General features: G+C 57.3%; 16 protein-coding genes and 6 pseudogenes. 17 read left to right on the top strand and 5 right to left on the bottom strand.

The features are described from left to right. The 3 genes and pseudogenes from C934_RS0130055 to C934_RS0130030 all read right to left on the bottom strand — a co-directional run. Positions 1-214: pseudogene (locus tag C934_RS0130055) on the bottom strand (hypothetical protein); the annotation flags it as partial. A 705-nt stretch (positions 215-919) separates the two neighbouring features. Further along, positions 920-1,440: pseudogene (locus tag C934_RS36045) on the bottom strand (HlyD family secretion protein); the annotation flags it as partial. Between the two features lie 1,542 nt (positions 1,441-2,982). Continuing rightward, a complete protein-coding gene (locus tag C934_RS0130030) occupies positions 2,983-3,276 on the bottom strand; it encodes an HdeA/HdeB family chaperone (RefSeq protein WP_018860216.1) in 294 nt (97 codons plus the stop codon). 664 nt (positions 3,277-3,940) lie between these two features. Here C934_RS0130030 and ydiK point away from each other — a divergent pair. The 11 genes and pseudogenes from ydiK (at position 3,941) to C934_RS0129945 (ending at position 14,525) form a co-directional block, all read left to right on the top strand. Further along, positions 3,941-5,041, top strand: coding sequence for an AI-2E family transporter YdiK (ydiK, locus tag C934_RS0130020; RefSeq protein ID WP_037090698.1), 1,101 nt, complete (start codon positions 3,941-3,943; stop codon positions 5,039-5,041). Positions 5,042-5,362: 321 nt separating this feature from the next. After that, the gene (locus C934_RS33360) at positions 5,363-6,070 is read left to right on the top strand and encodes a carbonic anhydrase (protein WP_245268051.1); all 708 of its coding nucleotides are present in this window, start codon (positions 5,363-5,365) and stop codon (positions 6,068-6,070) included. A 270-nt stretch (positions 6,071-6,340) separates the two neighbouring features. Then, complete coding sequence (locus C934_RS0130010) at positions 6,341-7,618, top strand: DUF2254 domain-containing protein (protein ID WP_018860213.1); 1,278 nt, start codon at positions 6,341-6,343, stop codon at positions 7,616-7,618. A 255-nt stretch (positions 7,619-7,873) separates the two neighbouring features. Further along, positions 7,874-8,256: pseudogene (locus C934_RS36040) on the top strand (hypothetical protein). Then, positions 8,226-9,291 (top strand): annotated as a pseudogene (locus tag C934_RS36035) (HlyD family secretion protein). Before C934_RS36040 ends, C934_RS36035 begins: the two co-directional pseudogenes overlap by 31 nt. 721 nt (positions 9,292-10,012) lie before the next feature. Continuing rightward, positions 10,013-10,822: a DUF2092 domain-containing protein gene (locus C934_RS0129990; protein ID WP_018860210.1), complete on the top strand. Its 810-nt coding sequence runs from the start codon at positions 10,013-10,015 to the stop codon at positions 10,820-10,822. Then, a complete protein-coding gene (locus C934_RS36030; protein ID WP_018860209.1) occupies positions 10,819-11,031 on the top strand; it encodes a hypothetical protein in 213 nt (70 codons plus the stop codon). The genes C934_RS0129990 and C934_RS36030 overlap by 4 nt, the downstream gene beginning before the upstream one ends. Positions 11,032-11,302: 271 nt before the next feature. Next, positions 11,303-11,614, top strand: a complete 312-nt coding sequence (locus C934_RS0129980) for a potassium channel family protein (RefSeq protein WP_113489788.1) — start codon at positions 11,303-11,305, stop codon at positions 11,612-11,614. A 77-nt stretch (positions 11,615-11,691) separates the two neighbouring features. Continuing rightward, a pseudogene (locus C934_RS0129975) lies at positions 11,692-12,128 on the top strand (glycoside hydrolase family 3 protein); the annotation flags it as partial. 83 nt (positions 12,129-12,211) lie between these two features. Further along, positions 12,212-12,902: pseudogene (locus tag C934_RS36265) on the top strand (NAD(P)(+) transhydrogenase (Re/Si-specific) subunit beta); the annotation flags it as partial. A gap of 591 nt (positions 12,903-13,493) precedes the next feature. Beyond that, on the top strand, positions 13,494-14,525 hold the full coding sequence (locus C934_RS0129945; protein WP_018860203.1) for an IS110 family transposase: 1,032 nt from the start codon (positions 13,494-13,496) through the stop codon (positions 14,523-14,525). Positions 14,526-15,048: 523 nt separating this feature from the next. Here the strand turns inward: C934_RS0129945 and C934_RS32975 are convergent. Then, positions 15,049-15,555, bottom strand: a complete 507-nt coding sequence (locus tag C934_RS32975; RefSeq protein ID WP_018860202.1) for a MarR family winged helix-turn-helix transcriptional regulator — start codon at positions 15,553-15,555, stop codon at positions 15,049-15,051. A 36-nt stretch (positions 15,556-15,591) separates the two neighbouring features. After that, the gene (locus C934_RS0129935) at positions 15,592-16,032 is read right to left on the bottom strand and encodes a MarR family winged helix-turn-helix transcriptional regulator (protein ID WP_018860201.1); all 441 of its coding nucleotides are present in this window, start codon (positions 16,030-16,032) and stop codon (positions 15,592-15,594) included. A gap of 86 nt (positions 16,033-16,118) precedes the next feature. Here C934_RS0129935 and C934_RS0129930 point away from each other — a divergent pair, with 86 nt between their 5' ends. The 6 genes from C934_RS0129930 to C934_RS0129895 all read left to right on the top strand — a co-directional run. After that, entirely contained in the window at positions 16,119-17,939 is a 1,821-nt protein-coding gene (locus tag C934_RS0129930; RefSeq protein ID WP_018860200.1) for a chloride channel protein, read from the top strand. A gap of 519 nt (positions 17,940-18,458) precedes the next feature. Next, complete coding sequence (locus C934_RS0129925) at positions 18,459-19,769, top strand: MFS family transporter (RefSeq protein WP_018860199.1); 1,311 nt, start codon at positions 18,459-18,461, stop codon at positions 19,767-19,769. 146 nt (positions 19,770-19,915) lie between these two features. Beyond that, on the top strand, positions 19,916-21,052 hold the full coding sequence (locus C934_RS0129920) for a helix-turn-helix domain-containing protein (protein ID WP_245268050.1): 1,137 nt from the start codon (positions 19,916-19,918) through the stop codon (positions 21,050-21,052). Positions 21,053-21,194: 142 nt separating this feature from the next. After that, positions 21,195-22,250 (top strand): alpha/beta hydrolase family protein, encoded by a 1,056-nt coding sequence (locus C934_RS0129915; protein ID WP_018860197.1) that lies wholly within the window; start codon positions 21,195-21,197, stop codon positions 22,248-22,250. Positions 22,251-22,420: 170 nt separating this feature from the next. Then, positions 22,421-24,100 carry a glycoside hydrolase family 3 protein gene (locus tag C934_RS0129910; protein WP_018860196.1) on the top strand — a complete coding sequence of 560 codons (1,680 nt, stop codon included), beginning with the start codon at positions 22,421-22,423 and terminating at the stop codon, positions 24,098-24,100. 791 nt (positions 24,101-24,891) lie between these two features. Beyond that, a partial coding sequence (locus C934_RS0129895) for a LysR family transcriptional regulator (RefSeq protein ID WP_018860193.1) occupies positions 24,892-25,259 on the top strand: 368 nt, incomplete at its 3' end.

Below are 25,259 nucleotides of genomic sequence, written 5' to 3'. Positions count from 1 at the left end.
CCAAGATCTCTGCCGAAGCTGGATCCGATTTGGCCCTCTCGAGGCAATAGGGCGTCAGCGCAGCCGCGATGGCCGAGGTTCGCTCGATCCCGGCGGCTTTTTGAGCACTGCCATTGGTCACCCAACCTCCCCATGTGAAGCCGACGATGGCAAGTGCGGCCGCGCCGCATGCCGCTCCCCATAGGCCGGGGCGAAGCCAGGTCATGTCTAGCATGTCCATATCCAATCTGAATGAAAACGCGCAATATTGCGCAGAACTACAATAACCCAAAAAGTAATTAATGACTAATATATTATTTTTCCATCCATTTTATTTGGAATTCTTGAAATACTTTTTTGATGGCACGCAATAAATTCCGTCTTTATATTTCATTTTCTTTGTTTCAGGCCTCTTCATCCTGGCAGATCTTTAAGCCGCCGGTCGCATTCTGGACGAGATAGAGCTTCGGGCCCATATGGCGAGGCTGATGGCAGCTTGGTAAAGGTGCGACTGTCTTCGGGGAGCTGAGCTTTCATAGGTATGTGAGACGACATGCGTTAATAAGCTTGCTTCGTATCTTTCGAAGGCGCATCTTCTCAACTTCGGCAGCAATTATCAGGGCGCTGCCGTTTTGGGTCCTCAACCCCTTGCCCCGACCGAAATGAGGACATCATGTCTTCCGACCTCCCGGCACCTACTTTCCACGTTAATGATTTGCGCCGCGAGGCACAGTGTTCTCGTGTATTTGACAAGATCGCCCGGAACACTGTGATCTCAGCGATAAATGCCGGCTGGCGGGAGTCGGAGGCTGCATTGGCACTGGCGGACGCAGCCGAGCACTATGTCCTCTATCTGGCCTCGCCCGCTCGACTGCACTCTTACCGGCGAATTCAAACTCAGTCTTGGGCGTTACCAGTCAAGACTGAGATGCGAATTTTGGGCGGCGATTACGTCCTGAACCTGGGTCACGACCAGCGGAATGACGGTGAAGGGCTTCCCGATGCACGTGGCTTCGGCAATCATGCCCGGCTTCATCACCTGCGCCTCGAATCTGGTCGAAGCCTGCAATCAGGGTGCCTTTGCCGGCACCCGTCGGCCCGAGAATGCCCGCGGGGCGAATCATCGTATTGACAACGCCGCCCGGCCGGGGCGTGGAGTGCTGGACCGTGCCCGCGAGGCCCGCCCGTACCGGCGTCTTGTCCAGCTCCACCTGTGCCTGGGCAAGAGCAGCTTTGCCTTTTGCGCAGGCAAAGGGCGCTGATCTTGGCTTCAAGGGTCTGTTGCTTCGCGATCGCGGCTCCCACCGAAGCCCTTGCGGCTTTCTATAGTCCTTTGTCAGGAGTTTGGGCCTTCATCTCGTATTCGTCCACGGCCACCTGAAGCGCGCCCTGCGCCTCCTGGATCTGCCCGTCCGCCGATGCAAGCTCGGTCTGAGTGACCGCGGCTTCGGCGTCGAGTTTATCGCAAGAATCCCGATCACAGCCATGGTGATTGATAATCCGTTTTGCATCGGAAGTTGCGTTTTCGTGCTTCTTTGCAAACGCTGCAACGGGGCACGGTTCGCGCCCTGAGCACCTTGGATCAGCCTTGCCGCGTCCGCGGTCTTTGGCACTACGGTCTCCTAATTGAGTGTGCGCGTTATGGGGTGTTCTGTTTGGATCAAAGGTCGAGCGAAGGCGAGGCTTGCGGCATAGAGCACAGCATCTTAAGGCGCTGCGCCGTCGATCGAGATATTCCCACAGGTCTGCTCCAGCAACTCGTCTAAGGAGACCGAACGTTATTTCTCGGCCTGAAAATAGACGCTCCCAAGTATTTTGTCGCAATCCCGCTGTAGAGTCCTAGTTTCTTCTTCAAGGAAGGAGTTTCAACTTGGAAAATCTAAGAGAATTTGCCTCGAGCGCGAATGGCGATCGGTGGTTTTTGGGGATCGATGACGTGACTAATACAGAGGTCGTCGTTCATCGTGGGAACCCCTCGTCGGGCGGTCACGAAACGAAAACCCTTGTCACTTCATTTTTGAACCAGCGCCCGTTTGGGCCAGAGCATAGGGCTTTAGATCGGCTGCTTGCGGATCGCAGGGCAAACGAAAGCGAAGAGACGCCCACCGATCTTCACTAACTACGCAGGCCCGATAGCCCGGCATCAATCCGAAATCGGGAAAGCCGTGCGGCTCGCCGATGTGCGAAGGAAGGGTTGTGCTCGATAGGGCGAAATAGGCCCGACCACCTCAGCCCCGTCACCTTCACACCGGTGGCGAGTTTTCCGCATATAGCTGGTGCTGTCATCGGCCGCGTTTCACCGATTGAATTCGCTTTTTCCTGCGCATCAACGTTGAAGGACCAACGTAGGAAAACGAGGATGAAGTCGACCATCGCTACAGCAACGACGTCGGCAGTGCTGGCAGCAAAGCTGCCGGCATATTTCCGTAGAGATGGATGCCAGAGAATTTCACCACCGATAGTGACCCACTTCGACGGGGAGCGCGAGAAGCACTCGCGGCAGGTGGAGACGCCAACCCTCGGAGACTGCGTGCTGATGCGATCCGCACTCCTATCTGCGTGCGAGGTGGCGCGCGCTGTCAGGCTCGCCGACCTCAAACCGATCCGTCGGTTCGAAGTCACCGCCTTTGCAGCGCCTTACGGGCTTGCTTTGGGCTGCAAGTCGACGGGTTCAATATTTGATATCTCTGCCCGTCTGGCGGCCCGTCTGCTTCGTGTTCCGCTTATCCTGCCGGCACGCGGCGTTACTTTTGTCGTTAGCCGAGCGGCATGCCTGCTTCGTAGCTCGTGCGCCCTGTCGTGTGTCTTGGCGGACATCGCGGGCAGCCCTGCGCTGTTGTCCCTGCTCTGTTGCCAAAGATATGGATGGCAGTCCCGCAAGGAATATACCAGCCACCAGGCCCGCGAATAGAGGCTTGAATCGAAACATTGTCCATCTCCCGTTTGAAGAGGCTCGTGGTCTCTCTGCCCAAGATGGCGGCATTTGTGCCGCCACTGTCCCAGCTACGACTTGGAGACCGCTTCGATCGCGTCCACTAGCGTGGAACTGCTGTTGCTCTTGCAGTAGGCGACGACCTTCTCCGCATTGGCGTGGGCTTTGTCGCCGTCGATCATGGCATTCCCAGCTTTGCCGTGGACGTATCCGTTTACCCACATCGCCACGCCAATAGTTTTTGCGGCAGGCATGGCACCCACTTCCTTGCAGGTGAGTTTCGACATGTCCACCTCCGCGGCCAATACCTGACTTGTAACACCCATGCAGGCAAGTGCTATTGCGATTGAAACACAGCGTGTCATGACTTCCTCCCTAAGCCCCGCTCATCAGAACGAGTGCTTGTTGCTTGCGGATGGCGCTAAGTTCACCAACCCCACCAACCCACGATCAGGACGACCTGGCAAAGTGAGAATTAGTAACTACTAATAATAGCATGAGAAGGTAAGGGATACACGTATTTTTATAAAATTGACGCGAGAACAATGAACCCGCCCCGAGACGTAAGTCAGGTTGCGCGAAGCAAGGCGTTGTAAATCGCATTGACGGACGCAGCGTTGATGATGACCGTCGCAATGAAACCAGCTGACATTGGGTGGCATAAGCACGGAAGGACATCATCGTGGCAGGACCAACATTCGAAACCATCGGCGTATCGAGCTCCTTTCTCGATTAAAAATCGTTTTGCGAGATCCGGCGGTGTAAGGCTAGATAAAAGAGAGGAAAGGAGCTTCAATCAAGCGCTGCAAACCGGATTAGCTCCATCGAAGCGACGTGAGTTCTGCTTGGTCCACCCGGTATCGGATTGAGTGTGGTGCTTTGACTTGCTTTTTACCCTGTCTGTTGGATGGCAGCTGTAACTTCTATCGAGCGCGCGGGGTGTATCGAGGGCGCCGGTACGCGTACGCTAATTGTGCTCCTGAAACGGGGGAGAACGTGTTACAACGGCTGTCGGGTGTGGGGACAAAAATGATTCCAGATCGTCGAGATGACCTTACTCGCAGGACGCTAGCGGTGCTGTTCATCGGCAGCCTCCTTGTCGCAAGTTTTTGGGTGATGCAGCCGTTCCTTCCGGCAATCGTCTGGGCTATGACGTTGGTCATCGCCACTTGGCCACTGATGCTTTGGGTGCAACGCCACGTCGGCGGTAGCCGGGGCCTCGCCACGTGCATCATGACACTGGTCCTGCTGCTCGTGCTGATCGTGCCATTTTGGCTTGCCGTCAGCATTATCGTCACAAACATCGATGAATTCGGCGGCTTCGTTCGCACTCTCCTCTCCATGCAGCTGCCGCAGCCGCCGATTTGGCTAGCCGATGTGCCGTTGGTTGGCGCACGCGCCACCGAGGCCTGGGCAAAACTGGCGTCGACGCGGCTGCAGGAGTTCGCCCCCATGCTTGCGCCCTATGCTGGAGCGCTGACGCAATGGTTTGCTTCAGCTGCGGGCAGTTTGGGCACGATGCTTCTACATTTCCTGCTGACGACTGTCATAGCAGCCATCATGTATACAGGCGGCGAAAAAGCGGCGGCCACCGCGGTTCGATTCGGTGGTCGCCTCGGCGGCGATCGGGGCGAAATGGCTATACGTTTGGCCGGACAAGCGATCCGGAGTGTCGCGCTCGGTGTTGTGGTGACGGCAGTGGCTCAGACCGCGGTCGGAGGAATCGGTCTCCTGGTGGTCGGCGTACCCTTCGCGGGGTTGCTGACCGCAGGGATCTTCATCCTCTGTCTAATTCAGATCGGCCCTGGCCTGGTAATGGTGCCGGTGGTGGTTTGGATGTATTATTCGGGCGATGCGGTGTGGGCGACCGTAATGCTAGTATTCACCGTTGTGGCTGGAACGATGGATCAGTTCATCCGTCCAGTCTTGATACGCAGAGGCGCCGATCTGCCAATACTGCTTATCCTTGCGGGCGTCATCGGCGGTCTGATTGCCTTTGGGGTCCTGGGAATTTTTATCGGACCCACCGTTCTCGCTATTGCTTACACTTTGCTGAGCGCATGGATGGCAGATAACGACCAGGACGTCGTGCGAGGGATACCGGGCGAGGAGATGCCAGCCGCGCGGTAGGCGACCCATGGCATAGCGCAGCCGCTTCTTTATCGATGCCTACATGAATCGCAATAACGTAGGTGTAGCGATCGAAAAGTCACGTACCAGCACACGAGCCGATCGCTGTTGGGAGGGCACTCCAGCATGGTAAGCAAACTGCCTGAAACCCCTTCGGCGGGAGATCCGACCTGGTTGGCCGAGGTGACTTACCGCTTTTCCTTTGACGCAGCTCATAGGCCGCTCCCGTCGGATGCAAATGCTGCCCGGCTACGACTAGAGGGCGGAAATCGCGCCTTCGCTGAACTCCTTGATCGGGCGGCCCACTCCAAACCGGCAAAATTGAGCATTCGTGTCGATCCGCATGATGTCGGCCTTCTTCATCGACACAGCGCAGCACCCAAACAGCAACCATTTGCTGCTGTCGTCGGCTGCGCTGATGCGCGTGTTCCGGTGGAGCTTATCTTTTCAGAAGGGCCGAATGACCTCTTCGTTGTCAGGGTTGCCGGCAACGGTTTGGGCGACGATGTCATGGGCAGCCTCAGCTATGCAGTCGACCATCTGAGGGACAGCCTGCGCACCATCGTTGTTCTCGGCCACAGTCGGTGCGGTGCGGTTTCGGCAGCGGTCGATATCCATCTGGAACCGGCCAAGTACATGAAAATCATGACTCAGAAGGACCTACGTCAGATCGTGGACCGCACGCTGGTCGTGGTTCAACTGGGCGCAACTTGGCTAGAGCGCGTGCATGGGACGGAGGTCATACGCCAGCCGGGCTATCGAGCCACGCTGATTGAGGTGGCGATCGTGCTGAATGCGGCATTGACTGCCTACGGCATGCGTCCGGGCCTGAATTTGAGCACCCGAGGGGGCATTGACGTCGTCTACGGCGTCTATCTTCTCGAGGAGCGGTTGGTGTGGGCGCCAAGACCTGAGGCGTCGGACTGGTTCGGTCTGGCGGCTGCGCCGCACGACCCGAATGAGTTTGTTATGCTGTGTGACCTTCTAACGTCGTGCGAGCGAGTGCAAACCTTGCTCGACGGGCCCTGAGTTTTGCGATTTGCAGTGCCGACAGTGGCCACAATTGGTCAATGCGGTGTCGGCGGCGTACTGCCGGCGAAAGATGCGGCGGGTTAATTGCCAGCCTTAGTGGTTCACCAAAGGACCGTATTGTTCATGAGGCGGAAGGGGAGGAACGTGATCGTCGTGTCGGTGCCTTTAGGTCGGGCGCTTAAACGCGTTGACGGGGCGTTGGCATGCGAAAATAACAGCACTGCCGGGCTTTGAACGCTGGGTGAGATCCGAGAGGAATAGGATTAAATGAGCTGGAACAAGCTTTACGCGCTCAGGAGTTATCTGCGATCATCGTTGTGGATCGTGCCCTTCTTCGCGCTTGTTCTTCAGCAGATACTCTTTCGCGCGGCGCTGGGGCTCGAGGAGTGGACGACGTGGGTCCCGCGTTGGCCGCTCGGTACCGAAGGCACGGTCGCTGCGATGCAAGCCATCATCAGCTTGGCGCTATCTTTCATTGTCTTCACCTTCGGCTCGCTCCTTGTGGCCATACAGATCGCAAGCGGGCAGCTTACTCCCCGGATCATCGCCACGACACTCCTGCGCGACAATGTCATCCGCTTCACGGTCGGCTTGTTTATTTTCACGCTGCTCTTTGCGATTGGCGTGATAAGTCGCGTAAACACATCCGCTCCGTCATTCATTGTTTGGTTTTCAGGCATTCTTGGCGTGGCATCGCTGGCGGCCTTTCTTTATTTCATTGACTATTCGGCCCGGCTGCTTCGACCTGTCAGCATCATTCATCGCGTTGCTGAGCAGGGCTTCGAGGTGCTAAACCTCATCTACCCTGCTCCCCTATCAAAGGACGAGGGAGAGTCACCGCCGCACCATCCGCTTGGAGCGCCTGAGCGGATCGTCGCCCATACCGCTTCCTCCGCCATCATCCTTGCTGTTGACGTGAAGTCGCTGGTAGCCCAAGCGAAGCGGGCAGACGGCATCATCGAGCTCGGAGCGCGCATCGGTGATTTCGTGTCGCAACGCCAACCGCTGTTTCGCCTCCATGGGGGTGCGGCCACGGTTGCCGACCACGAGCTTCGCCGGACCGTCGCTTTCGGGCGGGAGCGGACGATAGAGCAGGACCCAACCTTTGCCTTCAGGGTGATTGTCGACATCGCCACTAAAGCCCTTTCGAAGGCGATAAACGACCCGACCACAGCCGTGCTTGCTATCGATCAGCTCCATCGACTCCTGCGCAGCGTCGGCCGGCGCCAACTCGGCAACGACTACATACGTGATGCCGAGGGGCGCCTACGCGTCGTATTTCCGACGCCCTATTGGGAGGATTTCGTACAACTGACTTGCCGCGAAATCAGGATCTACGGGACGGAGAATCTTCAAATCGCACGGCGCCTACGCGCTATGATCGAAAATCTGGATGCGGTCCTGCCGGAAACCCGGAAGCCGGCGTTGCGACTGGAACGGGATCTACTCGATAAGATGATTGAAAGGGTTTATCTGTTGCCTGAGGACGCAGCACTTGCGCGGATCGCAGATACGCAAGGGCTTGGCGGTTCTGCCCCGGGCTAGCTCTCTCCAGACGTTGCTGAGAGAGCGACGAATACGTGCGCCGGGTCGGTCACGCGCGCGGGATTGAACGACAACGCGCACCGCTGACGAGCGGCGGCGGTAGCGGTTTATACCGAAATACGACCATTACATGTATTGCATCGCAGTGACCTACTATAAGCCAGACAGGGTAAATTGAGGACTAGCGGATGCGTCAGCTTTCAGAGGGAGGAAACTTCGACGGCTCGATCTGTCCATCCAGCCGCTCTCGAACATATTCCGGGTCGTAGAGCCCGGACAACCCGACTTGGCAATCTCTACTTTCAGCTTCACGCCATTCCTGAGCGTATGGCACATCGCACCAGCAAGGTGCAGATGGAAGTCGGTGCAGTTCTGGCGCTGATCTCTCTGTTCACTCACATCATCTTTTCTGGACCGCGGGTCTTCTCTCGCCTTCATCCAAACACCCGACTTTTCGACACCGCTCTATTCGATCGCGCAATCGCTAGTAAAGCGTTACGGGCGCGATCGTGAAGCGACCGGCGATATGGCGTTGGAACCCAATTGATGTCGTAAGGTGCGCCGAGAGCGAAATGAAGAGTGACAATAAGGGCGAAGGAATCTATCCGTGTTCGAGTTTATGCTTTGCTCGTTGCTGACTATCTTTGTGCAGGAAATCGAATCGGTCAGGAAATCACCCTCTGCACGATGTAGTGCGAATTGCGCTGGGGTATCTCAGCCTACTTGGTAATCACAATTTCGCTGATCATAATGATCTTTTACTTCCACCCGTCTGCCAAGAGCGCGATGGCGATCTTCCGCACGGTGACAATCCTGCCGGAGACGGTGGTACGCGTTGATGAGGTTTGGGTCGGGGTTAACGAAAGGTTGCGGCTGGCGCGCCGCTTTTCCGGCTGGATGGCTCACAGCAGAAAGCAGCCGTGTAGACGGCGCGTCGGCAGATTGCAGAGAAGCAAAGGTGGCTCGGACGGAGCTCACGACAGCAGACGCGCAGATCCGTGAGGCGGAGGGTCTTCTTCAGGTGGCGGTTGACGAGTACGAGATGAAGTCCCAACTCCTGAAAACCGATGCCGTTGCTCGGCGCGAGGTCGAACGTCTGGCCAGTATGATCGATAGTGGAGCTGGACAAGACGCTCGTGCGAGCCGGTGTTTCTGGTGCTGGCCAACAATTCACGCTGCGAAAGGGCGACGTGGTCAACACCATGATACGACCGGCTGGCATCCTTGTTCCCACAGGCGCGGGGAAGGGCACGCTGATTGCGGGTTTCGGTCAGATCGAGCGCAGGTCATGAGGAATGGAATGATTGCCGAGGCGTATCGGAAAGCCGTTTGCCATCATTCTATTGGTCGTGACTAAGGTCCAGGATGTGATCGCCGCCGGGCAGCTACGACCTTCAGACCAACTCATCGACGTTCAACAAATCGCGACGCCAGGGACCGTTCATCGAGCCCTCCTTCGAACAGCGGCTGCAGGAAGACCGTCAGCGTACCGGCAGGCAGCAGTAGCATCGCGATTGCCTATACAAACAATCATGATGCGCTTGCCGACAAGAATATCGGTTCGTTCCGATGGCCGTTCTTACATGTTGTGGATACCGTCGGCCTATGCGATGATTCTACGGATGCAAGCGATGCTGCTTCCCGTGCAGACCCTCGTGTTGTCGGGTCAATAGCGCGTCGATCCAAGTACGAAGGCATCGAGTGGGTGATGTCCTGTGGGGCGCTGACGCCAAAGTATCGGTCCGTGCAAACCGCTGATCGCGATCCCGCGAGAGTGGTCGCCAGTGTTTTCCAATCGTGAAAAGACTTCCAGCGGCCCAGATATACATAGATTTTTACTAATATAGCGAGTAGTGGTTACTGATCTGAGGTCAATGTAGAGTTTCGGCAGGCAGGTTTACTTTTCCAGCGAATATTTTTCGGCGGAGGTAATTATGTTGCGTGATCCGATGCAAAAATCTAGCCGGATTAGCCAATTCTTCTCAGGGCAGGATGCGCTAGTGCTGCGGCCGTTGATCGCGTACCTCGACGCCAAGGAAGTGGCCGAGCCACACGCTATCGTGCTTTTGAATGGGAGCCGCCTCGGGCGCCCAACTCGAACCTGCCCGACGAAGCCTGCGACGACATTGGGCGCGGCTTGCGCACGATTTCCCGCGGCTACAGGGACGCATTCGAGGCGTCGAGAACCGCGCCAAAGAAGCGAGAGATTGGCACCGCGGTCGGCGGTCTGCGCATGAGGCACTGGTCCGGAGTTCCGTTCCGAGACCGTGTTGCCTGTATGCTTTTGCGTCGTTCGGGCTGGGAGCCTGCGGCTGGAAATGGGCGGCCGAGTCCGATTTACAACAGCCGAGGCAGACAGGGCATCGTTTCAAACAGCAAGGGAGGCGAACTTCTATGAAGAGGATAACGCGAAACGTCATGTGGCCGAGTGTGGTTGCGCTTCCATCAGCGTTATTACTGATCTTTGTGTTGGGATCACCATCGGGCGCAACCGCCGGCGAGGCGGAAGCCAAGGCCCTGCTGAAGTCGATGTCGGACTATTTGGATGCGCAGAAGGCCATTTCATTTGCATATGACAGCAATCTCGAGGTTGTCACCAAGCAACACCAGAAGTTGCTGCTTGCGAGTTCGGGCAAGATCGAGCTCGGCCGGCCCGACAAGATCCGCGTCGCCCGGACCGGGGGCTTTGCCGATGTCGAAATGGTCTTCGACGGAAAGACTCTCACCGTTTTGGGAAAGAACCTGAATCTCTACACTCAGGTGGATGTGCCCGGTACGGTCGAACATCTAGTCGATGAATTGAGGGAGAAGCTTGATAAGCCCATTCCCGGCGCTGACCTGCTGCTTCCCCATGTTTTCGATGAATTGATCGCCGACGTGGTCGATGTGAAGGATCTCGGCAGCGGCGTGATCGGCGGTACGGAATGCGATCATCTCGCGTTTCGCAACAAGGACGTCGATTGGCAGATATGGATCGCCCAAGGCGGGCACCCTTATCCCTGCCGATATGTGGTCACCGCAGTGAAGGTTGACCGAGCACCACAGTACAGCATCCAGATCAGAGATTGGAAAGCAAGCGACGCTGACGTTGCCGCTGACGATTTTTCCTTCAACAACACAACCGGCGCCAAAAAGGCCGATCTCAAGGAACTCAACGATATCGATGAACTACCGGCACATTTTGCCGTAGGAGGAAAAAAATGACAGTGTTCAGGAAACTGGGCGTTCTTTTGATCGCCGCCGTCATGGGACTTGCGGGGCTCGAGTTGGGCGAAGGGCTTTCGATCCCAAGTGTTCATAGTTTTGTCTCGCCTGCGGAGGCAAGAGTCGGGCGTCCCCTGACCCCGGTCAGTGTGGCCGGCGTGGCGAGACGCTCGTCGCGGCGGTGCGCAGCCGGTGTGTATAACTGCTAGGAGCCTGACCAGGAAAGACATGGTGTAGAACAGTATCTGCCACGTCTGGTGATGATGCGGATGTGGCAACAATGATCGGTGCTGCTCGGGATGCTCCGATCGACTTGCCCTCGACGCTGCCCGAGTGTCCGCTGTGCAGACGATCAAGCGCTCCAGGCAAAAAGGAGGTGGGACGGGCCGTGCGCCCTCCGTCGCGGCTCCTATGGCACTAACCGTAGAAAGGTCGAAGGTCGTGACAGCAAAAACAGGCGATGGGCAGAACGCAAAGCAAATGAGGCGCATGTTCTTCAACGCCCTCATCGAGCAGATTGGCGTGGTGTGGCCAATTTTGTCCGGGATCATCACCGTTATGGTTGTATGCGGCATTGCAATTTGGCGCATTGAGGATTGGGGGATCGGTGAAGCGCTCTACTTCACCTTCGTAACAGGACTTACCATCGGCTACGGCGATTTCACGCCCAAACATTTCTCGGCTCGGGTGCTGGCATTGGTAATCGGTTTTGCCGGGATTGTGCTGACTGGTCTCATTGCAGCGGTCACCGTCAAGGCGCTGAACGCGGCTGATCGGAACAGCGCGAAATAGGAAACATCAACCTAGGAGCTTAGCGTAGTGTCGGTAGACACTAGGGAGGGCGGTGATCGACAAATTTGCTAGTAAAATCCATAGTGGAGGACGTCCAAGGCATCTTTCCGCTCGACCCGGCCAAGACAAAGCCCGTGTTGCTGGTCGACGGAGGAATCATCCATCCGCTTATCCCGCTGAAATTTGTACTTCCCGAGCTTTTGGAGAAGGAGGGTTTCGAAGTCACAATTGACCGACCCGACATTGCGCCAACCCGTAATGATTTCGATTTCGTGATCTATGAGGTGGGCGATGAGTCGCTGTTGGTGCGGGTCGACTGGCATCGTATGGGGGCGGGGGTCTCTTCAAGGCGATGTATCGGTCAATAATGATCTCCTTCGGGCATCCATATCATCTCTACGATGCGCCACGGGTACCGGCCTACATCGTCGTTGATTGCATGCTTGGTCGCAAGCCCTTCGTGGGCACGAATCCGGTGGATCCACTCTGCGGCCTTGAGGACGCGCACTTTTGAGCCTGCGTTCCGGACGCTCAATAAACACATGCTATCGGCACAATGATTGCAGTGGCAGGGCTCGCGCGGGCAGTTATGGTCGTCCACGCGGGAAGGTCGATGGGAAGGCGACGAAGCTTCCTGGCGGCCACTTCCTCAATGCAGGCGCCGCGATCCTCTCAATCATGCTGCTCTTGAAGTACGTCAACGGCGCCGAAGCCTGGACGCTCGTCGTCATGACCCTTGCGGCCTTCTTCATCGGGTATCATCTGATCATGGGGCATTGGCGGCGCTGACATGCCGGTCGTGGTCTCCATGCTGAACAGCTACTCCGGATGGGCCGCTGCAGCGATCGGCTTCACGCTCGGTAACGATCTCCTGATCGTCACCGGCGCAGGGGTCGGTTCATCGGGCGCTTTTCTTTCCTACATCATGTGCAAGGCGATGAACCGCTCCTTCATCTCAGTGATCATTGGGTGGCTTTGGTGCTAACGCCGGACCTACGATGGCAATAGAAGGCGAGCAGGTTGCGATTGATGCCGAAGGTGTGGCATCAGCACTCAATGATGCGGAGAGCGTTGTTATCGTACCGGGCTACGGTATGGCTGTTGCTCAAGCACAGCGGGCCGTGTCAGAGTTGACACGCAAGCTTCGGGCGGCTGGGAAGAATGTCGCTTTGCCATTCACTCAGTCGCGGGCCGTCTACCCGGTCATATGAACGTGTTGCTGGCCGAAGCCAAGGCACCATATGACATCGTCCTGGAGATGGATGAAATCAATGAGGACTTCCCGAGCGGCTCCTAGCGTTGGTATTCCAGCCAGGATTGGCAATACTCCCGATACGACCACATCTGGCAAAGCCGTAGGATTCGCGATCTCTGATCTTCAGATATTTCGAGCGCGCGAACCGCCGCTTCAAGGGAACATTGATTGCGGTGATGATTTCGTCCGCCTGTAGACTGGTCTCGATATGCGGGCCTGTCTTCCGGCAGGCGGTGCAGACCGCGAAGTCGAGGCGCCGCCGGCCGCGCGCGCTCGACGGGTGGCGGAAACGTTCCCGTTCGGTGTGTGAATGACGCGCGGTCGTCGAAACGCGGATCGTGAACGATCTGAGGTGAGCAACGCGCTGAAGACAAGGTATCCGGGCTCAGTGAATACGTCCCTCTAAAGCGAAGTCTCGTTCAATACCTTTTGCGCTTGCTATGCTTCGATGCAGGTCGCCGGAGCGCCTTCGGCCATCACGCCATGATAAAACATGGGGTAATCGCGGCGCGATCGTCCCAGGCTATTTCTATAGATGATGGCTGGCTGGGGTGGTTGCCCCCGATAAGATGGAAAAACGGGCTCTCGATTCGAACCGGGCCCAACATCAAACGGAGAGCAACCATGAATCAATATATCGGGCTTGATGTTTCATTGAAAGATACCGCGATTTCGATCCGAGAGGACGGAAAGCGGATCTGGCGAGGAAAGTGTCCTTCGGACCCGAAGCTCCTGGCAGAGACGATCCGCAAGCATGCGCCGCATGCCAGGCGTGTCGTCTTCGAAACAGGGCCGTTGTCGACTTGGTTCTATCATGCGCTAACGAACGAGGGGTTTCCGGCGATCTGCATAGAAGCGCGGCACGCGCAAAAGATATTGCACGAGACGCTCAACAAGACGGATGCCAATGATGCGGATGGCCTGGCCCAGATGGCCGAAGCCGGCTTCTACAAAGCGGTTCGCGTCAAGTCGTTCGACGCCATGACGACCCGCGCCTTGGTGGCGGCCCGCGATAAGCTCGTGCACATCTCAACGCAACTCGGCAATCAGATCCGGGGTGTCATGAAGACGTTCGGTCTCATTGTCCCCGAAGGAAAAGGTCGGATATTCGATGGCAATGTGAGAGAGCTTCTCGCTGGGAATGACAACCTTGCACGGATCATTTTGCCGCTGCTCGATGCGTGGCGCGACATCCGCAAGCGTGCTGCAATTCTTGATCGCCAACTGCTCGCAGCGGCGCGGCAGAGCCAGTCGACGATGCTGTTGACGACAATTCCCGGCATAGGTGCCATCACGGCGATCTCTTACGTCGCTGCCATCGAGCATCCGCAAAACTTCCGGACTTCGCGTTCAATCGGCGCCTGGCTCGGGCTGACCACACGCCGCTATCAGTCGGGCGAGGTCGATTATGATGGTCATATCTCACGGAGAGGCGACAACCATTTGCGCGCGCTGCTTTACGAAGCCGCGACCGTGATGCTGACACGAACCGGCGCCAGGACTGAAAGCCGACTCAAAGACTGGGGGCTCAAGTTGCGCGAACGGCTTGGCTTCAAGCGCGCCGCAGTGGCTGTCGCCAGGAAACTCGCGGTCATCATGCATACCATGCTCAAGACAGGGGAAATCTTCAACCCATCGGCCAGCGCCATCGTATAATGAAGCTCTGACAGCCGATGACTCTCTCAGCGCGTCATCCTTCTGACGCGACGAGGCGTCCCTGTCGTGGACGTAGGTCGGGTCATTCCGTTCACGTGGCGGCAGCTCCCAGAGACTGCGCATAAAACATAGGAAGACCTTGCCTGCGAGGACCATGATGCGGCGGGCTTGTACCGACCGCGGAGACAACCATGTTCCCGACATACGATTGCCTCACGTCAAAATGAAGCACTGAGCGAACACCGAGAACGCGCCATATGACCGCCCGCTACGCCGCCCGCTCCCTACGGCGCTTTTGGGGGCGCGATCGCGAGCGGCTTCGCTACCACCGAGCTACACACCTCCTGGCGGACACGATCGGACGATCTCGCTTGCCCAGGCCACCTTGACTAACGGGATGCGATTAGACAACCAGGTCGACAGCGGCCTCCATGCAAAGACCTCGGAGACAGACATCGCGGTATATATGTGCCGCCCTGATGTGTGAGGCTTCTCGCATCGCATCCCCTGGTAAGAAGTACGGCTATCGACTCTTTACGTTCGACATCCATGTTTCAAACGGATTGCCTTTCTCACTACCTATGTTCGCGCGACCATTTAGCTCAACTCCATCCTGGAGGCCGTGGAGGATGGCGATCAGCCGTGGCGCCATCTCGCGAATCTCGCTCAGATGAATAGCCGTCAGCCGTTTGAGGACCGCTTCGGCCTTCTGGGTCAGCGCAAGCGTGTGGCGGCGCTTGTCGTTGGGATCGACGGTGCGCGACACATATCCCGCCGCAACCAGCCGGCCGACGAGTTCGGTTGCCGAATGCGGCGCGATCAGCAGCCGCTCGGCAAGCAGGCCGACCGACATCGCTTCCTCGCCGTGGTGGCCCTTGATGGCGAGCAGGGACTGATGCTGCTGCGCCGGCAATCCTTCTTCGTGGGCAGCCGAGGCGCTGAAATCCATGAACTGGCGCAGTGCATGGCGCAGGTTGGACAGCGCCTCGTAATCGGCATCCGTCAGATCGTCTATCTGCTTCCTGGCCATCAATCCCCTGCCGTCATTGGCTTGCTACCGGCAAGATCACTGCATCCATGCCGCCATCTCCATCCGCCGGTGATCCTGCAGCGCGCGCAGCGCCTGCATCAACTCCGGCGCCATTTCCCGGATCTCATAAAGATGGGCAGGCGTCAGTCGACGCAATAGCTCTTCCGCCTGATCTGTCAATCGAACAACGATGCGGCGCTTCGGCTTGATGACGACGGTCAGAAAGCCGCGGGCTTTCAATCCTTCCGTCAGTTCCGTGGCCGCGGCACGCGCCAGAAACAGCTTTTCCGCGAGGCTGGAAACGCTCATTTCGCCACGGATCCCCAACCCCTTGATGGCGAGAAGCGCCTGATGCTCCGGTGGTGAAAGGCCGAGACGGCTGGCCGCCCCGGCGCTGAACTGGCGGAATTTGCGGATCCGGTATCTCAGATTGGCAAGTGCCTCATATTCGATCTCTGACAGGGCTTCCTTGGGCATCGGCCTGCTCCTCAAAGCATGACTTGCATTAGATCGTAATACGATATATCTGGCGCTTCATTGCCAGCCTGTCAACAGGAACCCCCATGTCCCCACAAAATACCCACCGGCCGCATGATTTCATGGGCGGCCTTTCGCGGCGCGAAGCCGGAGACTTCACCACCGACAAGCGCGTCATCGCTCTGATCGGCATGGCGCTGATCGTTGGCACCGGCGGCGCTTTTGCCGCCTGGGTCCTGGTCAGCCTCATTTCGCTGGTGACCAACCTCGTCTGGTTCGGCCGCCTTAGTACCCATGCCGTCTCGTTGGCAGCGGTACCGCGCTCGGTCTGGATGGTGGTAATCCCGGTTCTCGGCGGTCTTGTCATTGGCTTGATGGCTCGTTTTTGCTCGGAGAAGATCCGCGGCCACGGCATTCCTGAAGCAATCGAGGCGATCCTGATCGGTGGCAGCCGGATGTCGCCAAAGGTGGCGATCTTGAAGCCGATTTCCTCGGCAATCTCGATCGGAACGGGCGGCCCTTTCGGCGCTGAAGGCCCGATCATCATGACCGGCGGCGCGATTGGTTCGCTCTTTGCCCAATGCTTTCACCTGAGTTCGGCCGAGCGCAAGACGCTGCTGGTCGCCGGTGCCGCGGCAGGCATGACTGCGATCTTTGGTTCGCCGATCGCCGCGATCATGCTGGCCGTTGAACTGCTGCTGTTCGAATGGAAGCCGCGCAGCTTCATTCCTGTCGCCGTCGCCGCCTGTGTGTCGATCTGCTGGCGCCCTTTCCTGTTCGAAGCCGGTCCTCTCTTTCCAAGACAATTCCACATGGATCTGCCCTGGTGGGGTATGCTGCTCTGCGCCGGAATGGGCATCCTCTCCGGCCTGCAGTCGGGCATCCTGACAACGCTTCTTTACAAGATTGAAGAGCTGTTCGAAGCGCTGCCCATCCATTGGATGTGGTGCCCGGCGCTGGGCGGGCTGATCATCGGGCTTGGCGGGCTCATAGAACCGCGAGTTCTCGGCGTCGGCTACGATATCATCGATGGTCTCCTGAACAGCAGCCTGCTGCCACAAGCGGTGCTGACCATCCTGCTGGTCAAGGCGGCGATCTGGCTCGTGGCGCTGTCATCGGGCACCTCAGGCGGCGTGCTGGCGCCGCTCCTGATTTTCGGCGGTGCGCTCGGCTGGCTTGTCGGACTTGTTCTGCCGGGCGATCCGGGCTTCTGGGCGTTGCTCGGCATGGCGGCGATGATGGGCGGCACGATGCGGGCGCCGCTGACCGGCACTTTCTTTGCCGTCGAACTGACCGGCGATGTCCAGGCGCTGCTGCCGCTGCTGGCGGCAACGGTGGCGGCCTACGCGGTCACCGTTCTCCTGCTGCGCCGCTCGATCCTGACGGAAAAGATCGCCCGCCGTGGCCAGCACATCACCCGTGAATATGGCATTGATCCCTTCGAATTTGCCCGCGCGCGTGACATCATGATCTCCAAGGTCGATAGCCTCAGGGCCGATATGACCGCCGGGGAGGCGATCGATTTCTTAACCACGCGATCGAAGACGCACCGGGTCTATCCGGTAGTCGATGACCTAGGCATCCTCAAGGGTCGGATGTCGCGCGGTGACGCTCTGCGCTGGCAGCAGGAACGTGTGGAGCGCAGTCAGCCGCTCGCCGATCTGGTGTCCGATAGCTCCGTGCCGCTTGCTCACCCCGATGACACGGTCGGTTACGTTGCCGATCTGATGCTGGCAACCGATGCCGGCCGCATTCCAATCGTCGATCCCGATAACGGCCAGCTCGTCGGCCTCGTAGCCCGCAAGGACCTGTTGAGGCTCCGTCATTCCCTAAGAGCAAGCGAAACGGAGCGGCGGCCGTATTTCGGACGCGCCGTCGGTTCGGGACGCGAGGTGCCTACGAGATGATCAGCTCTTACGTTAAAAGGGACGATTTCCGTCCCCCATTTAACAACGTTCTTCGGTTGTCGCGGCCATCGCCTGGTTCTTCAGAACTTGGCGGTGACAATTATATCGGTCGTCTAGGAATCTCCCGAGCTGGTGACACTCTAAGGCATTCACGGTGTGCGTTGATGTTGTCGCCGAACGCGCTACGTCCAAGAATTTCGGCCCTGTGGCAAACTTTCCGCGTCAGTCAGCCGCGGCGTCAATTGTCGTTCCGTTGGTGGACGCGCTCGTGCGGGGTGGAGGAATGTCACCCTTGAGAAAGGCGATGCCGGACCGAAGCCCGCGTTGCCGTTGGCGCGAGGAGCGACCGGAGGAAGATCAGAGCGATTACTTGGAGTAGTAGTCTGTGTCAGCACCAGGTACCGGGCAAAATAATGGTTTCGCTCTCCCCTGACGTGTGGCATTGTGCAACTGATAATAATTAATCAACGAGTGGTTGAGAAGCCCGCTTCGGCAACATATTTCGAACTCGGAGAGGCCATGACTTCAGTTCCCCTTTCGCCTGACGCAACAGATACAAGGCGACGCGTCTTTGCAATCATGGCGAGTGCTTCGGGCAACCTTGTTGAATGGTATGATTTCTATGTCTACTCGTTCCTAGCACTCTATTTCGCGTCGGAGTTTTTCCCGGAAGGCGACGCGACCAGTCAGTTGCTGAATGCTGCTGCTATCTTTGCTGCGGGCTTTCTCATGCGACCGATCGGGGGGTGGTTGTTTGGTCGCATTGCCGACCGGGTGGGCCGCAAGCGTGCGATGCTGATTTCGGTTACGATGATGTGCGGCGGATCCTTTGTTATCGCCATTTTGCCAACCTACAGCTCGATCGGCGTCTTCGCGCCGCTTCTGCTCCTTCTCATGCGCCTCATCCAGGGGCTTTCTGTGGGCGGCGAGTATGGCACGACCGCGACCTATATGAGCGAGGTAGCGCTTGCCGGTCGCCGCGGTTTCTTCGGCTCATTTCAATATGTCACCCTGATCGGCGGCCAGCTGCTCGCCGTGCTCGTCCTTGTCATCCTACAGCAGTTCCTTGACGAGGCGCAGCTGCGTGCGTGGGGTTGGCGCATTCCCTTCGCCATCGGCGGTGTGGCAGCCGTGATCGCGCTCTATCTGCGAAGCTCGCTCCAGGAGACGTCGACTGAAGAGACCCGCACGATGCAGGAGGCGGGGACGCTGAGTGGCCTCCTGCGCAACCATTTGCGCGCGTTTCTCATCGTCGTCGGCTACACTGCCGGAGGATCGCTGATTTTCTACACGTTCACCACGTACATGCAAAAATACCTCGTCAATACCGCCGGCTTCGACAAGGAGGTCGCAAGCCTGACGATGACGACGGTCCTTTTCGTCTACATGCTGATGCAGCCGCTCTTTGGCGCCATGTCTGACAGGATCGGCAGGCGCAATTCCATGCTTTTATGGGCCGGTCTTTCCATTCTGACGACCGTTCCATTTCTCACCGTCATAGGACGCACCACAAGCGCATACAGTGCCTTTTTCCTCGTCACGGGCGCCCTTGCAGTCGTCAGTCTCTACACGTCCATCAGCGGTATCGTGAAATCGGAAATGTTCCCGGCACAGGTGAGAGCACTAGGTGTCGGCTTCGCCTATGCGATCGGCAATGCGCTCTTCGGCGGAACGGCGGAGTATTTCGCGCTTTGGTTCAAGTCAATCGGTCACGAGAGTTGGTTCTTCTGGTACGTGACCGCAATGATGGTCATTGCGCTCGTCGCCGCCATTCTCATGCCCGATCCCCGGGAAAAAGGCTACCTTCAGGGTGAAGGGATGATAGATTGATCTTGACCGCGCGACATCGCCTATACCTTCTCGTCATCGAGAAAAGTGAAGTCGATCGTAAGCGCCGTTTGCCTCGCACACGCGCGTCTTGCTGTTTCGAGTAATACCGCCGTGACAGAGATGGCAACAATGCGCCTTTGCGGTCATTGAAGAAAACAATCTATCCTGTATCGTCGCTGGTACAGGAAAAAGTGTCACTTTCAGCGATGCCTTCGATACCTTTGCCATTTGTTATATCCCTTCTTCTTTGCCTCATCCTCCTTCGGACGATGCGGCAGGCGGAATATAAACTCGGTCTGTTTTCTCTGCTCATTGCAACGTTTGCCGCTCAGGCGATCCTGTCGGGGTTGAATTGGAACCTGGGTTGGTATCCCGCGCGTCTCATTCAGCCGGTCGTGGCGGCGATCCTCCCAGCTCTATGCTTTGCCGCGTTCAACCAGCTGCGACGCGATAGGCTCGCAACGTCCAATGATATCCTGCCACACCTGCTGCCCGCGATCCTCGTTGCCATTCTGGTCACCCTATGGCGTGCTCCAATCGATATCGTTCTTTTTGCCACCTACCTCGGCTACGGCCTTGCACTTCTCAAGATTGCCAAAGAGGGGCCGGACGCGCTTTCCTCTGTACGCATCGCTGATCAGTGGCCTGCTCACAAGGCGCTTGTCGCAGTGGCGGTTATGCTGGTCGTGACGTCCTTCATCGACGCCATAGTGGCGGTTGATTTTTTCCTTGGAAAGGGCGAGCAGGGCCGAATGGTTCTTACGATTGCGGGCGTTTTATGGCTGGCCATTGCCGGTTACGCCGCCACTGTTGCGGACAATGCCCGTCCCGGTGATGAGGGGAATGCGCTTTCGGAGGAATTCGACCATCCCTCATCCGCACAGCAGGTTCCTTCGGATCCTATGGAGGATAAAGCGATAGCAAATCACATCGATACATTGATGCGGGAGCAACATCTTTATCGTGACCCAGACCTGACCTTACAGCGTCTCGCAAGGCGCTCAGGTATTCCAGCACGCCAGATTTCCGGCGCTTTGAACAGAATCTACGGCCGCAACGTCTCCCAGGTCGTGAACGAATATCGAGTGAGCGATGCCAAACAGCGGCTGGTGACGACAAGCGATCAGATAACGGCAATCATGCTGGAGGCGGGGTTCGGTACAAAATCAAACTTCAATCGAGAATTTCTTAGGGTCACGGGCATGACCCCGAGCGGCTATCGGAGCTCTGGAGGTCAGAGTTCTGCCGCGCCCGGTCTGCCCAAACAAGCTTCCATTCGATAGCCCCCGCATGAGTTCAAACGCCGATGCGCGATACGTCCTAAAACGTGATCTTGGACGTTCGAAATCGTGATCTTGGGCGCGTCGCCCTTCGATCCGCGACAAGTTCCGACATAACCCATGGCTATGAGGAGCTTCGAGGAAAATGCTGATCAAAATCGCTGCAATGTTCTGCGCCAGCGTCCTTTCAATGGCGATAGCGCAGCGCTCAGCCGCAGACAGTGCACTCGTGGGCGTCCGGCAGATCACAGCGCCCTCCAAGGAGCGAGGCACTGAACTTCCGGTGACCGTTTGGTATCCGGCCGACGCTGGTGGCAAGCCTGTCACGTTCGGCGAAAGTCAGTTCTTTTACGGAACGGACGCCATGCTCGACGCCCCTATCTCGCACGGAAGATATCCTGTGATTTTGCTATCTCATGGCGCTGGTTTAGGGGGAACTCCCCAAGCCATGAGTTGGATAGCGACGCCACTGGCAAAGCACGGGTTCATCGTGGCAGCTCCTCTTCACTTCGGAAACGGAGGGGGCAACAGGTCGGCAGCCGAAACGATGAAGCTTTGGCTGAGACCTGCGGATATCAGCGCAACGTTAGACGCGTTGGAAAAGCAGCCGCTTTTCGAAGATCACCTTGAGCCGGAAAGGGTCGGTGTGCTTGGGCTTTCGATGGGCGGGAATACAGCCTTGGCTTTGGCTGGTGGTCGTATCGATCCAATCCGTCTGGGGAGTTACTGTGACAACGATGCTCTCAATCCGTCGCTTTGCGGATGGGTAAAACAAAGTGGCGTTGACCTTCATGTGATGGACATGAAATTTGCTGATCGCGACAATCGGGACAGGCGCATTGCGTTTGCAATGGCAATCGACCCTGCTCCGGTAGATGTCTTTCAGATCGAATCTTTTTTGAAGGTTTCGATCCCCGTCGAGATCATAAACATTGGCCAACCTGGAACGATCCCGCGGACGTTGCTCGCCTCGGGAATCGCAAGGGTCATTCCCGAAGGCGGGTATTTCACGCTAAAGGATGCAAGCCATTATAGCATGTTCGGAGTGTGTAAGCCGGATGCGGCCGAGATGGCCAAATCCGCAGACATCGACGAGCCCATTTGCTCGGACGGCGATGGACACTCACGCCGCGAAATCCATCAGGAACTGGTAAATGTGGTTATTGAGGCCTTCGATCAAAGGCTCAAAATGGAGCGCTAACGCGCGTCGTTTCGAACTCAACAAAGGCGACGGCGCAGACGGCTATCCGATCCGAGGACGTCGAATACGCAGAAAGCATCGGCACCGATACCTATGTGTATGGTATGGTCGAGGGTAGTAGTGGGATGGCGACGATCGTCCATTTGCCGGCCACCTTGGGGGAGAGAATCATGACGGCCTACGACGAACTTCGCAAAGCGCCTTTCAACCTCGATGAGCCTGCGATCCTGTGGGTTCGTGACGTTTATGCCTCGCTCGACCTCGATGATAAGATAGGACAACTCTTCATCTTGATCATGATCGGGACCGATGAGGTGGAGTTCAAACGCATTGGTACGCTAAAACCTGGAGGCGTAACCCGCTTCTTTACGCCCGATCTTGACTTCGAGCGGCGGGTCATTTCCGACCTCGTGTCAAGGAGCAAAGTTCCCCCTGTCATCAGCGCTGACCTTGAAGGCAGCCGACATTCATTTGCATTCGGCACCCCGGTGCTCGGCCAACTTGGGCTTGCGGCCGTTGACGATGTCGAGGCAACAGAGAGAACTTCGGAAATCCTGGCACGCGAAGGGCGCGCAATGGGTGTTCGTTGGTCGTTCACGCCAGTTATTGACATTAATGCCGCCTTCCGATCACCGATCGTCGGTACCCGTTCTTATGGCTCCGATGTCGACAAGATCGAGCGTCATGCGGTTGCCCATGTTCGTAGTCTGCAGCGAAATGGTGTGGCAGCCACCGCGAAGCATTGGCCTGGCGAGGGATACGACGACCGCGATCAGCACCTTGTTACCACGACAAATCCGCTTTCGGTGGAGGCGTGGAAGAAAACCTTCGGTCGCCTCTACAAAACGATGATCAACGAAGGCGTGCTGGCTGTAATGAGCGGGCATATTTCGTTTCCGGCCTATGTCCGGTCGAAGGTGCCGGGTGCCGATCTCGAAGCCTTCCGACCGGCCTCGGTTTCCAGGTTATTGAACGTTGACCTCCTGCGGAACGAGCTCGGCTTCAACGGCATCATCGTCTCCGACGCGACACCCATGGGAGGTCTTTCAGCTTGGGGCCACCATACAGAGACAATGCCCGACATCATTGCCAATGGCTGTGATATGATCCTCTTCAGCGATGCGCCTGAGAAGGATATGGCTGCGGTTAAGGCCGCCGTTGAAGACGGCCGAATTACCTCTGAGCGGCTCGAGGCAGCTGTACTGCGCGTGCTGGCGCTCAAGGCGCACCTCAGGCTTTTTAAGCCGTCGGATGTTCTACCTGAGGCCGCCGAAGCGCGCCACGTGCTTGCGCATCCGGACAGCATAGCCGCATCGAAGGAGTTCATCGGACGATCGCCGACGCTTGTGAAGGACGTCCAAGGCATCTTTCCGCTCGACCCGGCCGAGACGAAGCGCGTGTTGCTGGTCGACGGAGGTATCATCCATCCGCTTATCCCGCAGCCTCTGAAATTCGTGCTACCCGAGCTTTTGGAGAAGGAGGGTTTCGAAGTCACGATTGACCGACCCGACATTGTGCCAACACCTGATGATTTCGATCTCGTGATCTATGCGCTGGGCGATGAGTCGCTGCTCGTGCGGGGCAGGATATTTGTCGACTGGCATCGCATGGGGGGCGGGGGTCTCTTCAAGGCGATGTATCGGCCTTGGACGAATATTCCGTCAATAATGATCTCCTTCGGGCATCCATATCATCTCTACGATGCGCCAAGAGTACCGGCCTACATCAACGCGTATTCCACAATGGACAGCGTCCAGGAAGCCGTCGTTGATTGCATGCTTGGTCGCAAGCCCTTCATGGGAACGAACCCCGTGGATCCATTCTGCGGCCTTGAGGACGCGCACTTTTGAGCCTGCGTCTCGGACGCTCAATAAACACATGCTATGGGCACAACGATTGCAGTTTGCGCCGGCAGTTATGGTCGCTCCACCATGACGCGACCTCGACCCTTTGCTTTGGTCATCGACACTCATCCTCCCTGTCGATGCAGTCGCGAACGAGATTTCCAGACGACTAATTCATGAGGGTGCCTTCACAACCGACATGGTCGTGAAGAGCGGTTGGTCTGTGACCGTTGCGGCAAATATGGTGATCGCCGAATATGTTTCGGCGAAATCCTAACCGGGCAAGTGCACGGCCACCGGGCGGGAATCCTGCGGGCCTGGATTTGGTAGCTGTCGGCAACAAGCCTTGAACCTGAAGGATTAGGGGCTCAAGGCTTGGGTTCAGGGTGTCATCTGGCGAGGCGGACACCCGATCCTCCGTTTGGAGCGGGCCCTTCATCGAAGAATATTATTCCTCGCGATTCGTATACTCGTCTTATTGCCTCGATTGTAACAGGTTGCGGCCCACGGGGGCCGGGATCATCCTGTTCAACTCGGCTCACCGTGTTGGCGGTTACTTTGGCAAGTTCGGCGACTTCGCGTACACCAAGCTTCAGAATTGCGCGAGCAGCACGCGCTTGAGTGGGATCCAAAAATACGACCTCGTATTTATTTCGATACAGGGTATTGACGAATACCAAGTCTCGATATAAATACACTGTATCCGTAGTGTCATCAACGCAGATTGCTGGGCGTAGTGCGCCCTGTGGAACATCTACGCCCGAAAAGCGCTTGAACTAAATCTCGGTGAGAACGGAATGGAACTGCGCCAACTCTCCTATTTCAAAGCGGTGGCCGAGGAGCTGCACTTCGGCCGGGCGGCAGCCAGGATGCACATTGCCCAGCCGGCACTCAGCAATCATGTGATGTCGCTGGAAAGGGAGCTTGGCTGTCCGCTGTTCATCCGCTCGACGAGAAGGGTGGAACTGACCAGGGCAGGCGAGACCTTCTACGATCGCTGTGTGCGGATCTTAAGCGACATCGACCTGACCACCGAACTGACGCGGGCTGCCGGCGGCAGCCGCATCCGCCAGATCAGGATCGGCAGCATCTACCCGGCCACCATGGGCATGCTGCCAACCTTCCTTGCCAAGATCGCCCGCAAGTATCCCGATGTCCGCATCCA

Origin of the sequence: Rhizobium sp. 42MFCr.1, from assembly GCF_000377185.1 — a bacterium.
Taxonomy (GTDB): Bacteria; Pseudomonadota; Alphaproteobacteria; order Rhizobiales; family Rhizobiaceae; genus Rhizobium; species Rhizobium altiplani.
The sequence above is the reverse complement of the archived record's forward strand: the minus strand, read 5'-3'. Positions and strand labels throughout refer to the sequence as shown.